Annotated in this window: 10 protein-coding genes; 7 read left to right on the top strand and 3 right to left on the bottom strand. The window is 63.9% G+C overall.

The window, feature by feature from the left end; all coding sequences use genetic code 11:
* Positions 1 to 12: 12 nt before the first annotated feature.
* Positions 13 to 1,134 carry a glycosyltransferase family 4 protein gene (locus D0B32_RS10250; RefSeq protein WP_117333837.1) on the top strand — a complete coding sequence of 374 codons (1,122 nt, stop codon included), beginning with the start codon at positions 13 to 15 and terminating at the stop codon, positions 1,132 to 1,134.
* 249 nt (positions 1,135 to 1,383) lie between these two features.
* Here the strand turns inward: D0B32_RS10250 and D0B32_RS10245 are convergent, their stop codons facing one another.
* The 3 genes from D0B32_RS10245 to D0B32_RS10235 all read right to left on the bottom strand — a co-directional run bounded on the left by D0B32_RS10245 (position 1,384) and on the right by D0B32_RS10235 (position 5,351).
* Entirely contained in the window at positions 1,384 to 2,466 is a 1,083-nt protein-coding gene (locus tag D0B32_RS10245) for a glycosyltransferase (protein ID WP_117333836.1), read from the bottom strand.
* Between the two features lie 53 nt (positions 2,467 to 2,519).
* On the bottom strand, positions 2,520 to 3,992 hold the full coding sequence (locus D0B32_RS10240; RefSeq protein WP_181969774.1) for a flippase: 1,473 nt from the start codon (positions 3,990 to 3,992) through the stop codon (positions 2,520 to 2,522).
* A gap of 183 nt (positions 3,993 to 4,175) precedes the next feature.
* On the bottom strand, positions 4,176 to 5,351 hold the full coding sequence (locus D0B32_RS10235; protein ID WP_117333834.1) for a glycosyltransferase family 9 protein: 1,176 nt from the start codon (positions 5,349 to 5,351) through the stop codon (positions 4,176 to 4,178).
* A 463-nt stretch (positions 5,352 to 5,814) separates the two neighbouring features.
* Here D0B32_RS10235 and D0B32_RS10230 point away from each other — a divergent pair, with 463 nt between their 5' ends.
* The 6 genes from D0B32_RS10230 (at position 5,815) to D0B32_RS10205 (ending at position 13,439) form a co-directional block, all read left to right on the top strand.
* Positions 5,815 to 7,899 (top strand): serine aminopeptidase domain-containing protein, encoded by a 2,085-nt coding sequence (locus D0B32_RS10230; protein WP_181969773.1) that lies wholly within the window; start codon positions 5,815 to 5,817, stop codon positions 7,897 to 7,899.
* Positions 7,900 to 7,971: 72 nt separating this feature from the next.
* Positions 7,972 to 8,907 carry a class I SAM-dependent methyltransferase gene (locus D0B32_RS10225; protein WP_310591187.1) on the top strand — a complete coding sequence of 312 codons (936 nt, stop codon included), beginning with the start codon at positions 7,972 to 7,974 and terminating at the stop codon, positions 8,905 to 8,907.
* A gap of 84 nt (positions 8,908 to 8,991) precedes the next feature.
* Positions 8,992 to 10,566, top strand: a complete 1,575-nt coding sequence (locus D0B32_RS10220) for a mannose-1-phosphate guanylyltransferase/mannose-6-phosphate isomerase (protein ID WP_117333831.1) — start codon at positions 8,992 to 8,994, stop codon at positions 10,564 to 10,566.
* Positions 10,538 to 11,089 (top strand): flavin reductase family protein, encoded by a 552-nt coding sequence (locus tag D0B32_RS10215; protein WP_117333830.1) that lies wholly within the window; start codon positions 10,538 to 10,540, stop codon positions 11,087 to 11,089. The genes D0B32_RS10220 and D0B32_RS10215 overlap by 29 nt, the downstream gene beginning before the upstream one ends.
* A gap of 373 nt (positions 11,090 to 11,462) precedes the next feature.
* Complete coding sequence (locus D0B32_RS10210) at positions 11,463 to 12,182, top strand: FadR/GntR family transcriptional regulator (RefSeq protein ID WP_117333829.1); 720 nt, start codon at positions 11,463 to 11,465, stop codon at positions 12,180 to 12,182.
* A 93-nt stretch (positions 12,183 to 12,275) separates the two neighbouring features.
* Entirely contained in the window at positions 12,276 to 13,439 is a 1,164-nt protein-coding gene (locus D0B32_RS10205) for an acyltransferase (RefSeq protein WP_117333828.1), read from the top strand.
* Positions 13,440 to 13,491 lie beyond the last annotated feature (52 nt).

Here is a 13,491-nt window from a genome sequence, read left to right as displayed (position 1 = left end):
GCGCAGGCAACCATGAAAATCGTCCATCTCGCGAACCATGCGCAGAACGTGGGCAACGGCATCGTCAACATGATGGTCGATCTGGCCTGCATGCAGGCGCGCGCGGGCCACGAGGTGACCGTCGCGACCTCCGGTGGTGGTTTCGAAGCGCTGCTCGAACGGCATGGCGTGCGTCATGTGCATCTGCCGCAGTCGCGTGAACCGTGGCGTCTGCCGGCCATGCTGGCAGGGTTTAACCGCATGCTGCGGCAATGCGATCCGGACGTCGTGCACGCACATATGATGACCGGCGCGCTGATTGCCCGCTTCGGCGTGTTGCGGCGCCGCTATGTGCTGATCACGACGGTGCACAACGAGTTCCAGAAGAGCGCTTCGCTGATGCGCTTTGGCGATCGGGTGGTGGCCGTGAGCCGCGCGGTGGCGGCGTCGATGGCTGCGCGCGGTGTGCCCGCGGAGCGTCTTTCGGTGGTGCGCAACGGCACGATCGGTACGCCGCGCTTCACGCCGGCCGAGCCTGCTGCTGCCGCACGACTGGATCATCCTGCCATCGTCACGGTGGCAGGCATGTACGAGCGTAAGGGCATTCAGGATCTGCTGCGGGCCTTCGCGCAACTGTATGAGCGCTTCCCGACTGCCGCGCTGTATCTGGTGGGTGACGGTCCTGATCGCCAGATGATGGAGGCGCTTGCGCAGGAACTCGGCGTCACCGCACGTACGCACTTCACAGGCTTCGTCGCCAACCCGCGTGCGCATCTCGCAGAAGCCGACGTGTTCGTGCTGGCCTCGCACAAGGAGCCAGGCGGCCTCGTGCTGTGCGAAGCGCGCGAAGCAGGTTGCGCGATCGTGGCCACCGGCGTGGACGGCAATCCGGAAATGCTCGACGACGGCAACGCGGGATTGCTGGTTCCGCCCGCTTCACCTGATGCACTGGCGCGGGCGATCGAACGCCTGCTGACCGATGCACCGGCACGCGCCGAACTCGTAGCGCAGGCGCGCCGCGGACTCGAAACGTTCCACGTCAAGCATGTGTGCGATGCGTATCTGTCGCTCTATGAGCAGACCATCGAGCAGAGCCAGTCCGTGCACGGTGCGCGCAAGGCCGTGCATGGCGTGCACAACTCGACCACGCCGTGAGCGTTTGAACGTAAACCGGTAACGGCTAGCGGATAAGGGTCGGGCCGCATTCGGGCTACATTCGGGCGGCGACCACGCCAGGCTCGACCAGTCTGCCGCAAACAGGCCGACGGTCAATTCGCGTGATGGGTTTGGAAAGCGCAGTCAGCAAGGCAGTCGCTCAGCGCCATAGACGCACGGCAAGTTCGCGCGCAGCTCTGCAAGTCAATTTACAGGCTGCGTGCCATCACCGCAGCCTTCTAATGCATCTCAGGATTTATGTTCGAGCGGCGCCGTATCGCGGTCGATTGAAGAACCGGCCGTCGGATCATCGTTTCGGCGTCCAAACGGATGCGACACCACGAAGTAAAGATCCTTGGCGAACGCATGCAGCGGTTGCCGCAATGGATTGAAGCGATACGAGCCCGTCAGGCTCAGCTTCGCAAAGAGTGCGAGCCGTGCCGGCAGATTGCCTGCTTCGTAAAGCGCGGCGCGTGCCAGCAGATAACGGCGGGTGCGCTGGTAGCGGTTGGCCGCCTTGTAGAGACGCTCCTGCCAGCGTGCCCCGGCCTCTGAAGCGGCGAGGCGCTCGAAGGTCTCGCTGTACTGCGCGGCGAGTGCAGCGCCCGCCCGGTAGCTCGACGCGCCGGTCGCGGAAGATTGCCGCCATTGATGCCCCATGCTGTCGTCCGACGCACCGCAGGTATTCGCGCCGTGCTGACGATACAGCAGGAGCGTTTTGCGCGCGTATCTCACCGTGCCGACCGCATCCGCGACCGACGAGGTCCACTTGTCGTGACCGGCCGGATAGCGCAGATTGTGCGCGTCGGGAAAACGCGGCTTGCTGAGCAGCAGCGGCAGCAGCGCGGCATCGAAGGTGATGCACAGGCCCGGAAAATAACCGAGCGGCGGGAAACGGTTCGGACCCGAGCCGCGCTTCACGCGGCTTTGTCCGGCGGAACCGCGAATCGCATGCAGGTCCGCATCGACGGTCTGGAACGCGTGCACGACCATGGATACGCCAGGCCGGCTCGCCAGATGCACGACCTCTTCGATCTTGTGCTTCAGCCACACGTCGTCCTGATCGCAATACGCAATCCAGTCACCCCGGCAGAGCGAGGCGGCACGCAGGAAATTCTCCGCGTGATTGAGCCGCTCCGGGTTGCGATGAATGCGCACCGGAAACGGTGCGTGTTTCGCAAACGCCTCGACGACGGCTAGCGTATCGTCGGTCGAGCCGTCGTCGGTCACCACGAGTTCGTGCGGCAACACGGTCTGATCCGCGAGGCTGTCGAGTTGCTGCCGGATGTACAGCGCGCCATTGTAGGTGGCCATTGCAACGGAGATTCGCATGACAGTCTATCCAGAGAAAGATCGGTTCGGCGGTTCGGCTAGATACTGCGGAATCAGGCGCGCCGCCAGCGGTGCTCACGCATGGCAGCAAGCGCGCGCCATGCGCGGGCGCTCCACTCCGGCTCAGCGCGCAGCGCCCAGATGAGCGACGCGCCGGTCAGGATCACCCAGGCGGCAATGCCCGTGGCGGACGGCCACGGAAATAGCGCGGTGGCGGCAAACGCAACCAGCACGAGCGCGGCCGGGGCCAGCAGATCGAGCGTGAGTTGCCGGCCAAAACGCGCGGCCCAGAACAGCAGCAGGGCGTCGACGGCGCAGCGCGCGCTCCACGCCAATGCCGCGCCCATCAAGCCAAAACTGTGCAGCGCCCACCACAGCAAGCCGACGAACGGCAGCAGCTCGAGTGCGTGAAACCGCGCCACCAGATCCGGACGTCCGATCGCCTGCAGGTGGCTGTACGGAATCGCCGCGAGCGAATTGATCCACACGCCCGCGAGAATCGCTTCGCCCACCGACATCGCATTTGCCGCAAACGCATGCCCGGTCCAGACGTTGAGAAACGGTTGCATCAGGAAGATGCCGAACACGATCATCGGCGTCATCACGGCTGCGAGTCCGCGCACGGAACGCGTGGCGAGTTCGGTGGCGTCCTGCGTGCCGAGCGCGGAAAGCCGCGGGAACAGCGTGCGCGACAACACGCCCGGCAGGATGCGCACGCGCACCGCGAGATTGAACGGCACCTGATACCAGGCCACGGCCTGCGGGCCGAGCATGCCGCCAATCAACAGGCGGTCCGCGGTTTCGAGCAGCGGACTGGCGAGATTGGTGACCGTCACCCACGCGCCATACGAAAACAGCGGCTTGACGAATTCGCGGCGCGGACCGGCGGCGAGGCGCAGCGGGAACATGCGGAACACCACCACGATCATGACCAGCAGCGACGCGGCGCTGCCGAGAATCGCGGCGGCAATCACGTATTGCAGCGTGGGATGCAACAGGATGGCCGCGGCGAGCGGTGCCACCTGGAAGGTCAGCGTGCCGAAGAACTGCACCGCATTGAGCGAGGCGAACTGTTCGCGTCCGGTGAGCGCGCCGGCGAACACGCCGGAGATGGTGGCGAGCGGCACCGAGCAGGCAATCCACGGCAGCGCGACGAGCACTTCCGCGTTGATCTCGGGCGCGACGTGGAACTGCATCAGCAGGATGCGGCCCACTGCAAAAAGAATCAGGCCGCCGAGTATGCCGAAACCGGCGTTGAGGACGAGGGCGGTCCACAGCACCGATTCGCGCTCGGCCGGGGAGCGGTCCGAGAGGCGCGCAATCAGGTTCGAGGTGGCGGCCGAGAGGCCGAGGTCGAAGTAGCCAAAGTAACCCTGCAACATCCACACGATGGCCAGCATGCCGTAGCGTGCGGCGCCAATGTGCTGAAGATAGAGCGGCACCGTGACCAGCGAAACGAGCATGGGCAACGCGCTCCCCAGGAAATTGGCGATCGCGTTGCGCTTGAGGCTGGGCTTGGGATTCATGGTGGACCGGGTTAGCTGTTCAGGATGGCCAATGTCCTGCCCATAGTGCGCGTGCACGACGTTGCGCGTCTGTGGCGAGGCGAACAATCCAGCGCAACGCTTGACGCCATGTCTGGGTAAGCGGCACGTGGGTACTGCCACCCCAACAGCACCGCAAGACATGAGGAAACCGGCGCGTGGCGCCTAGCCGACCGCGCTGCGGCTCTTCACGCGCTCGCCAGCGGTGAGGAGCACCGCGTGCACCACCTGCTCGACGGTCGGCCAGTTGGCGGCCGGGCCGCCCGGCATGATGGTGGTCGGGCCAACGCTGCGGTAGGGCGGTGGATAGCCCCACACGGTGTCGTGCGCCTGCGCATCGGGGAAGGTGCCACCGAGCACCGCGACCGTGGGACGGCGGAACGCCGCCGCCACGTGCAGCAGCATCGAAGGATTGGTCAGCACGATATCGGCCACTTCGGCGAGCGCAAAGGTGATGCGCAGGGATGTCTGTCCGGCGAGCGAGCGGATGCCCGCTGTCAGGCCGCTGGCGGCGACGATCTGCGCAGCCTTGGCTTCGTCCGCCGGACTGCCGACGATCACGATGTCGATCTTTTCGTCGGCGCGTTCGAGGGTCAAGGCGATTTGCCGGAGCGCCGCGCCAAGCGCCTGGGCGGACCAGCTTTTCTCGGGAATGCCGGCGGCGCTGCCAACCAGCAGACGCAGCGGTTTCGACTCCGCTGCCGCGCCATTGCGCCAGAGCTGCTCGGCCTGCCTGCGTTCGGCCTCGGTGAGATAGAGCTGCGGGCGCGGCTCGGGCAGCACGGTCGCGCCGAGCAGTTCAGCCTGGGCGAGCGCCGCGCGCGAGACGTGCACGTCGGTGGCGAAGTTGATGTACGACTGGCAACCGCTCCAGCCGCCGCGGTAGCCGCGCACGCCGACCCGGTAGCGCACGCCGGCGCGCAACATCAGCGCGAGGCCAATGTGACTGCCGAGCACGTCGATGCCGACGTCGAAGCCATCACGCGCACGCAATGCGGCGACCTGATCCGACTTCCAGATAAAGCGGGCCACGGCGCCGAGCGACTGATCACGCACGACCTTGTTGTTCCAGGGCGCGTCGATTTCGACCACTTCGTCGACGAACGGATTGTTCTCCAGCACGGGACGGCCCCAGCGGCCCACGCCCGCAATCAGACGGGTCGACGGAAAGCGCAGCCGCAAGGCCTGAAAAAGCGGTGTGGTGGTGAGCAGGTCACCGAAATCGTTCGGCCGCAGAACCAGAATCTCGCGTGGTTCAGTGCGGGTCGGATCGACACGGGCCGGGTTGAGGCGGCCGGCTGCCCACACGGGCAGCTCTATCAATGATCCCTTCCATCCCATTTCCCGTTTCCTCGATGGTGTGCTCGCCCGCAATGGAGTGCCGCGTTGTTGTCCGCATTGGTGTCCGCATTGATGTCCGCATTGAAGTCAATGAGGTCCACTCTGCCGTTCGTTCCAGCCGGTGCCCCGCACCTGAATGGTTGGAAGTGCTAACAGAATGCAGAGGTTCGCGGTGTGCCGTACGCATGGCGCGGCATGGCGCGAAATCACCACCGGACAGGGCGTGATTGTTGAGGCGACTTTACCGCTTTGCAGCAAGAAGGTGTGTGGGCGAGCTAACAGATTTGCCGACCGCCCAATGGTCTAATCCTTACAAATACCAGACCTCCTTCGTTCTGTTGAACGTGAAGGAGCGTGATAACGAAGCGGCGCACGCCCGCGGGGTAAGACCGAAATGGCTCGCATTGCAGACGCAGATAGACCGTATAACGCATCCCGTTTGCCGCAGTATGAGGATGTCAAAATGAGACCTGTAGTGTTCGAGGGATGCTTCGGCTGGCTGCATCCTGCCGCCGGGCGCGAGGGGGTGGTGTTATGCAACCCCTTCGGATACGACGCGCTATGCACGCATCGCGGCTGGCGTCGGCTCGCGGAACGCATCGCTGCCGCAGGGCTGCCGGTGTTGCGCTTCGACTATCCGGGCGCCGGCGATTCGCTCGGCAATGAAGAGGATCCCGGCTGCGTGGAGCGCTGGATCGGCAGCATCGTTGCCGCTGTCAATCATCTCCGTCACGAGACGGGGGTCACCACGATCACCTTATGTGGCTTGCGGCTCGGCGCCACGCTTGCCGCACTCGCGGCCGAGCGCCTCGGCGACGTGGACGGCCTCGTGCTGCTCTCGCCTGTGCTGTCGGGGCGCAATTATCTGCGCGAATTGCGGGCGCATCGGCAAAGCTGGTTGAGCACGACCGCCGGCATGAACGCCGATCCGATTCCCGATACCGCCGCGTACGTCGAAGCGTTCGGCTTTGGCCTGCATGGCGATGACATCACCACGCTCGGCGCGGTCAATCTGCAGAACGATACTCACGCGCCCGCGAAAAGGGTGCTGCTGCTCGACGCGAACGACCGTACGCGAGGCACGGCCCTGCTCGAACGATATCGCGCCAATGGGGCGCAAGTGGAGCGCCACTCGTTCGACGAAGCCGACCGCTTCATGCTCGAAGCACTCTTTAGCGAAGAGCCGGTGGAAGCGTTTTCGCGCGTCGTGCAATGGCTCGTGGGCTCGGCGGGTGTCGAGCGGACGCGTGTTATTCAGCAAAACGGGCAAACGTATGCGCGTTTCGCGGATGACGGAATCGCCTCAACCGCGAAGCCGGTTGGGAATGATCCACTCGATTCACTAACGTTGCCACTTGCAAATGGCAGTGGTGTCGAGCGTCCGTTGCTGTTCGGCGCGTATTTCGGCATGTACTGCGAGCCGGCCTCGTTGCGCGCCGATGCGCCCGCCGTGCTGTTCGTCAACACGGGCGCGAGCCACCATATCGGCGACGGCCGCATTTTCGTGCTGTTCGCGCGGGCGCTCGCGGCGCAGGGCATTGCTTCGTTACGAATGGACGTGGGCGGTGTCGGCGACAGCGTGCCGACCAACGCGGCCATCACGCTGGACACCATCTACGCCGACCAGGCCGGCGCCGATGCACGCGCCGGAGCGGATCTGCTGGTCGCGCGCGGCCATCAGCGCGTGGTCGTGTTTGGCGTGTGCGGCGGGGCCTTCGTCGGCCTGCATGCGTGCGCGGTGCATCCGGCCATTGTCGGCTGCTTCGCGGTGAATCTGCAGAAATTCATCTGGGATGGCGCGGAGCGCACGCCCGGCACGGATGGACTCGCCTCGACCCGCGTCCTGCGCAAATCGGTTGTGAGTCTCGAGAAGTGGCGGCGCGTGCTGCGCGGCGAGTCGTCGCTCGTGTACACGTTGCGTGGACTGTCGCGCCGCGTGGGGCAGAAGCTCGCGATGCGCTCGGTGGAACTGATCGACCGCTTGACCGGCATCTCGCTCGTGCCCAACGAAGCGCGGCAACTGTTGCAGCGGATCGACGCAAAAGGCGTACATCTGCGGCTCGTGTATGGCGAATACGACCTTGGTCTCGAAGAGCTGAAAATCCAGTTCGGTTCGCGTCTGAACGGACTGCGCCGTTTTGCGCGCGTGCATGCGGGGACCTTGCCGAAACTCGATCACGCGTTGTTCACCTGCGCGTCACGCGAGGTGTCGATGGCCGATGCACAGCGCTGGTTCTTCGAGCATTTCGTGGGGACAGACACGCGTTTCGGCGAAATAACGAGGACAGTTGCCACGCCTGTGTCACAAGCCGTCGAAGTGTTGCCTGGCGCGGTTGTTTCCGGCACGTATTCCGTTGCAGCGAGCGTGCCAGTGCCGGCTATCGTGACACCTGTGTTGCAAACTGAATTGCGCAGCGAACTGCTGCGTGACACTGATTTCGCCGCTGATTCTGCGGCAGGCGCTTACACGCCCAACACTGTGTGCGCGCGAACAGAACGGACGCCCGGAGAGGCGTTCAATGTCCCCGGTGTGCGCAGTCCAACATAAGGAAGGTTGACGCCGTCCTGTTTGGAACTTAGCTGCCCTTAACTATACGAAGCAGAGCCATACGCTACACCCATGGGTGGCAAGGCAGTTCGAGTGAGGGCTGGCGGCATCGGCTTTTCATCTCGACGTTGTCGCGGCTACCCCTCAAGCATGTCTTTCTTCTTTTTGGGGAATGCTATGGACGTACGTCAGGATTTTGATCGTATTAACCGGGCAGCCTGGAATTCGGCGGATGCCACCAGCAGCCTGGGAAAACTCGATGACTGGACCGACGCCGGAGAACGCGCTGCCATCGAATGGGTGCGTCCTCGTGTGGTGGGTGAACCGATTCTCGACATCGGTATTGGTGCGGGCAGAACCGTGCCGTTGCTGAAGCAAGTCAGCAATCGCTACATTGGCGTGGACTACACCGAGAAGCTGCTCAACATCGCCAAAAGCAAATATCCGAATGACGATCTGCGCTGGATGGATGCACGCGACATGCATGAGTTCGCGGACGAATCGTTCAACCTCGTCACCTTCAGTTTCAATGGTATCGACTGCGTGAACTACGTGGACCGCGTGAAGATTCTGCGTGAGATGTACCGTGTGTTGAAGCCCGGCGGGTTCATCGTGTTCTCTTCGCACAACCAGGACGGCCCGGGATGCGGCGAGACGATCTGGCGCCTGATGCCGCGCCTTTCGCTGAACCCCATCAAGATGGCATGGCGCACCTTGCGCACGCTGCGCGTGCTGCCGCTCGCCAGCTACAACTACGTGCGCAACTCGCGCTTCAACCAGCGTTTCGAAGGCTATTCGGTGATGAACGCGGCCGCGCATTACTTTGCGATCGTGATCATCTACACCACCATCGCCGAGCAGAAACGCCAGTTAGCTGAAATTGGTTTCGACATGGAAGCGGTGTTCGGCAGCCTCGATGGCCGGCGTATCACCGAAACCGAAGACACGAGCGACACGTGGTGGTTTCACTTTGTCGCACGCAAGCCTTTACGCGGGGATCAGGCCTGAAGCCTGCGCTGAATGCGGCTCACGTCCACTTCAGCGCTGGTTTCATGCCTCGACGTTATTAAAAAATCCGGAGAACAACAAAATATGAACGATGCAGAAGTCCAGGCTGTGAGCGCAGCGCAGGGTGTCGTGCGCAGCAGCTCCGTCACCGTACAACCGGTCGTTCTTGCGGGGGGCTCGGGCACGCGTCTGTGGCCGCTCTCGCGCGAGCGCTATCCGAAGCAGTTGATCGACCTGGTCGGCGACGAGTCGTTGCTCGCCGCCACGCTGCACCGGCTCGACGGTGTGTTCACGACGGCAGCGCGCGCTGAGGGTGGTGTGGCCCTGTTGCAGAAGCCCGCACTGGTGGTGTGCTGCGAGGAACTGCGTTTGCAGACCGCCGAGCAACTCACGCGCGCAGGCGGAAGCGTGCGCATGCTGCTCGAACCGGTGCCGCGCAACACTGCGCCGGCGCTGACGGTGGCGGCGCTGGTGGCGGAGTCGGCAGCGAGCGATGCGGACGACCCGGTGCTGGTGGTGTTGCCGGCCGACCATCTGATCGAAGACAGTGCGGCTTTCGCGACGGCGCTGGAACGTGCCGTGGCGCACGCGGCGCAAGGGGCGATCGTCACCCTGGGTGTGCCGCCGCTGCATGCCGAAACCGGCTACGGTTATATCCGCACCGGCGCGGCACGCGACGAGCAGGGCGCACGTGAGATTGCCGGTTTTGTCGAAAAGCCGGATCAGGAACTCGCCCAGCACTATGTCGCATCCGGCGAGTACTGGTGGAACAGCGGCATGTTCGTGGTGCGCGCCTCGGTATGGCTCGCGGCCATTGCGCACTACCGGCCGGCCATTGCCGCTGCGTGCGCGGACGCCTTCGCCACAGCCGTGACCAACGCGGACGGTGCGCTCCATCTCGGCCGCGCGGCCTTTGCCGCTTGCCCTTCTGACTCGATCGACTACGCCGTGATGGAGCACATCGCGGCCGACGCACGCGTGCCCGGTGTCGTGGTGCCGCTAGCGGCCGGCTGGTCCGATGTCGGCGCGTGGGATGCCGTGTGGGACGTGTGCGGCAAGGACGCGAGCGGCAATGTGGCGCGCGGCCGCGTGATGTTCGAAGGCTCGACCGACAGCTTCGCGCATTCCGATGGCCGGCTGGTGGCGTGCGTGGGTCTCACCGGCGTGGTGGTGGTCGAAACGGCCGACGCCGTGCTGGTGGCTGCGAAGGACCGCGTGCAGGACGTGCGTGCCATCGTCGGTCGTCTGAAGGCCGAGCGCGGCACGGAAGTGGAAGAGCATCGCAAGGTCATGCGGCCGTGGGGCTTCTACGATTCGATCGATCGCGGCGAACGCTTCCAGGTGAAGCGCATCGTCGTGAAGCCGGGCGGCCGTCTGTCGCTGCAGATGCATCACCATCGCGCCGAACACTGGATCGTGGTGTGCGGCACGGCGCGTGTCACGCGTGGCGAAGAGACGTTCCTGCTGTCCGAGAATCAATCCACCTACATTCCGCTTGGCGTGCTGCATCGACTCGAAAATCCGGGCAAGACGCCGCTCGAGATGATCGAGGTGCAGTCCGGCAGCTATCTCGGCGAGGACGATATCGTGCGGTTCGACGATCAATATGGGCGCAGCGAAGGGGGCAGCCATGAACGCCAGGGCATTTCCGGTCAATGACGTCGCGGCGTCGCTCGCCAGCCCGCCGGCGCCGTCCGTCGAGTTCGACGAGCGCTGCTTCCGGCGTGCCCTGGGGCGCTTCGCCACCGGCGTGGTGGTGATCTCCACCGGCTGCGGCGAACACATGCACGCCATGACCGCCAACGCGTTCATGTCGGGATCGCTGCGGCCGCCGTTGATCGTCGTCTCGGTGGGGCACCGTGCGCGCATGCACGAACGGCTCATGACCAATCATCTGTTTGGCGTGAGCGTGCTCTCGGCTGAACAGGAATCGCATAGCCGGCACTTCGGCGGCGATGAGCAGGCTTCACTGGCGCCGCGTTTCGCGCCGGTCGAGGGCCTGCCCGGTGTGGTGTTGCTCGAGCACGCGCTGGCTCGCTTCGCGGCGCGTATCGTGGACCGTCATCCCTGCGGCGATCACACGCTCTTCATTGGCGAGGTGCTGGTGTTCTCGCTCGACGAGCATGCGCCGCTGGTGTTTTTTGGCGGCCAGTACGGCTCGGTCGACACGAGCCGCCGTTGAACACCGCACGTCTCGATGGCTCGCGGCGATTCGCGCACCGTACTGTTGGCGGGCTCGTACTGCATGAGTGCCGTTGTTGCGCGCACTGTTGTGAATTTGCCAATTGATGCGTTTTGGTGCGTCGTCGCACGATGCAAATTTCACATATCCCGCACGCTTATCACGCAAGGTTGAAGCCTCGTTTTGCCCAGCGCGTTACATGGACGAAACAATTCTTCAGAGGGATAACCCTGTCAGGAGGTTTCCCGACTGGCGCATCCGTATTTAACCTAGCAACGTATCGACTGACACAACTACAACATATCAAAAGACACACGAGAGGGCCGCTTGTAATCAGGCTACGCGGGGAAGCACCCGCATCGGGGAGAGTGTCATGGAGCAGGGAAATAAAGATCGCTCGCTGGTCAGCAAAGTCATGGACGGGCTGGTCGAAGGCATCGTCGAAGAAAAATATGGTGCCGTACTGCCACCGCAGGATGTGTTGTCCAAAGAGTTCGATGTGAGTCGCACGGTCATGCGTGAGGCGCTTTCGATGCTGCTCGCGCGCGACATGCTGGACGTGCGGCCGAAGATCGGCACGCGCATCCGGCCCATGCAGAACTGGCGGATGATCGACGAGGACGTGGTGAGCTGGCGCTTCCGTGCGAAGCCGGATCAGACGTTCCTGCGCGACGTCATCGAATTTCGCGCGCTGATCGAGCCGCGTGCCTGCGCGCAGGCAGCGGTACGCGGCACGGCTGCCGAGATTGCCGGCATCCGCGAAGCCTTCGATCTGTTCAGCTCGGTGCGGCCAGGCGACGAAGGCTATCAGACGGCGGACGAGCTGCTGCATACGCGCATCGTGCTCGCGAGCGGCAACCAGTTCTTCCAGCAGATGGTCGCGATCATCCGCGGCGCGCTGACGGCGATCAATCCGATCGTGACGAACCGTCCGGGTGGCTGGGAAGAGGTCATCCAGAATCACAAACGCGTGGTCGAAGCGATCGAGCGGCGTGATCCTGAAGAGGCCGAAGCCGCCTCGACGGCGATGATCGATTTCACCGCCGATGAAATAGGCAAGGCACTGTCGATCGAGACCTTGCGGCCTGAATGAGCGGGACGGTGCGCAGCGTCAGTGTGGCGCCGCGTACAGACCCCGCGTGACGCATCACGCACAGTGTCGTGAGGCTTTTGCGCGGAGTCCGCCATGTACCGATCACTTCAGGCCTGTCGAGGACTGGCCGCTTTGCTGGTGGTGTTCTATCACGCGCGCGGCGCGATCATCCAGCCGAAATACTTCGGCCACTTCGCGCTCGACAGGATTTTCATTTTTGGCGGCTCGGCAGGCGTCGATTTTTTCTTCGTGCTGAGCGGCTTCATCATCTTCTGGATTCACGGCAAGGATATCGGTGAACCGCAGCGTCTCGGCGGTTACCTGGCGAGGCGTGCGATCCGCATCTATCCCACCTACTGGATCATTTTCGCGGCGGTGCTGTGCGCGTCGCTGGCCCTGCCTGCATTGCGGCAAAGCATGCCGACCGATCCGTGGACCATCCTCAAGGGACTGCTGTTGATCCCGATGGATCCGTCTACACCAGGCGTGACGACCACCGGCGCGCCCGTGCTGACGGTGGCATGGTCGCTGCAGTACGAGATCCTGTTTTACGCGTTCGTGGCGCTGGCGATTCTCGCGCCGTTCGCGTCGTTGCTGGTAGCGGGGCTGTGGGCCCTGAACTTCTCGACGTGCCTCGGTGGATGCAGTTTCCCGCTCAGCTTTCTCGCGGACGACCGGGTGCTGCTGTTCGCGCTCGGCGGTGCAACCGCGTGGTTGTGTCGTGTGACGGGCTCGGGTGTGACTAACGCGGTGGCCGTCGCGACGCCGGTTGCACTGGCGCGAGCACGCGCTGTGAAGCTGGCGCCGTGGGTCGAGCGGCTCGCGTTGCTGCTGGGGTTGCTGCTGCTGGTGAGCGCAGCCGCCTGGCAGGCCACTGGTTCCGAAGATCTCAGCCGCGCGCAGCAGGCCGTTGCCGTGGCCTGCTATGGCATCGCCAGCGCGCTGCTGATTTTCGGCGCGGCCAAATCCGAAGACCGGGGTGTCGTGTACGGCGGTGGCCGTTACTGGCAACTGCTGGGCGGTGCATCCTACGTGCTCTATCTTTTGCACTATCCGCTCGTCAGCCTCGTGATGAAAGTGATGACGCATGTCGGTCTGCATGGTTCGAGCGGTGCCTACGTGGCCCTCGCGACGGCGACAGTCGCAGCGGTGGCGCTCGCCGTTGTGTTTCATCTGCGCGTGGAGCGGCCCATGCTGCGCGCACTCGGATCGTGGCGCTGGCGCACGCTCGGCGCGGTGGAAAACACGCGCGTGTGAGCGGCCCATCACGCGCCCTGCGTGATATCGTCCTTCTCTTTTGATTTGATGC

It is taken from the genome of Paraburkholderia sp. DHOC27, from assembly GCF_003429005.1.
Lineage (GTDB): Bacteria > Pseudomonadota > Gammaproteobacteria > Burkholderiales > Burkholderiaceae > Paraburkholderia.
The sequence above is the reverse complement of the archived record's forward strand: the minus strand, read 5'-3'. Positions and strand labels throughout refer to the sequence as shown.

Coding starts and splice junctions, on each gene's coding strand:
- D0B32_RS10225 (WP_310591187.1), top strand. CDS start 7,972: ATGGGTGGCAAGGCAGTTCGAGTGAGGGCTGGCGGCATCGGCTTTTCA.
- D0B32_RS10210 (WP_117333829.1), top strand. CDS start 11,463: ATGGAGCAGGGAAATAAAGATCGCTCGCTGGTCAGCAAAGTCATGGAC.
- D0B32_RS10245 (WP_117333836.1), bottom strand. CDS start 2,466: ATGCGAATCTCCGTTGCAATGGCCACCTACAATGGCGCGCTGTACATC.
- D0B32_RS10230 (WP_181969773.1), top strand. CDS start 5,815: ATGAGACCTGTAGTGTTCGAGGGATGCTTCGGCTGGCTGCATCCTGCC.
- D0B32_RS10220 (WP_117333831.1), top strand. CDS start 8,992: ATGAACGATGCAGAAGTCCAGGCTGTGAGCGCAGCGCAGGGTGTCGTG.
- D0B32_RS10240 (WP_181969774.1), bottom strand. CDS start 3,992: ATGAATCCCAAGCCCAGCCTCAAGCGCAACGCGATCGCCAATTTCCTG.
- D0B32_RS10235 (WP_117333834.1), bottom strand. CDS start 5,351: ATGGGATGGAAGGGATCATTGATAGAGCTGCCCGTGTGGGCAGCCGGC.
- D0B32_RS10250 (WP_117333837.1), top strand. CDS start 13: ATGAAAATCGTCCATCTCGCGAACCATGCGCAGAACGTGGGCAACGGC.
- D0B32_RS10205 (WP_117333828.1), top strand. CDS start 12,276: ATGTACCGATCACTTCAGGCCTGTCGAGGACTGGCCGCTTTGCTGGTG.
- D0B32_RS10215 (WP_117333830.1), top strand. CDS start 10,538: ATGAACGCCAGGGCATTTCCGGTCAATGACGTCGCGGCGTCGCTCGCC.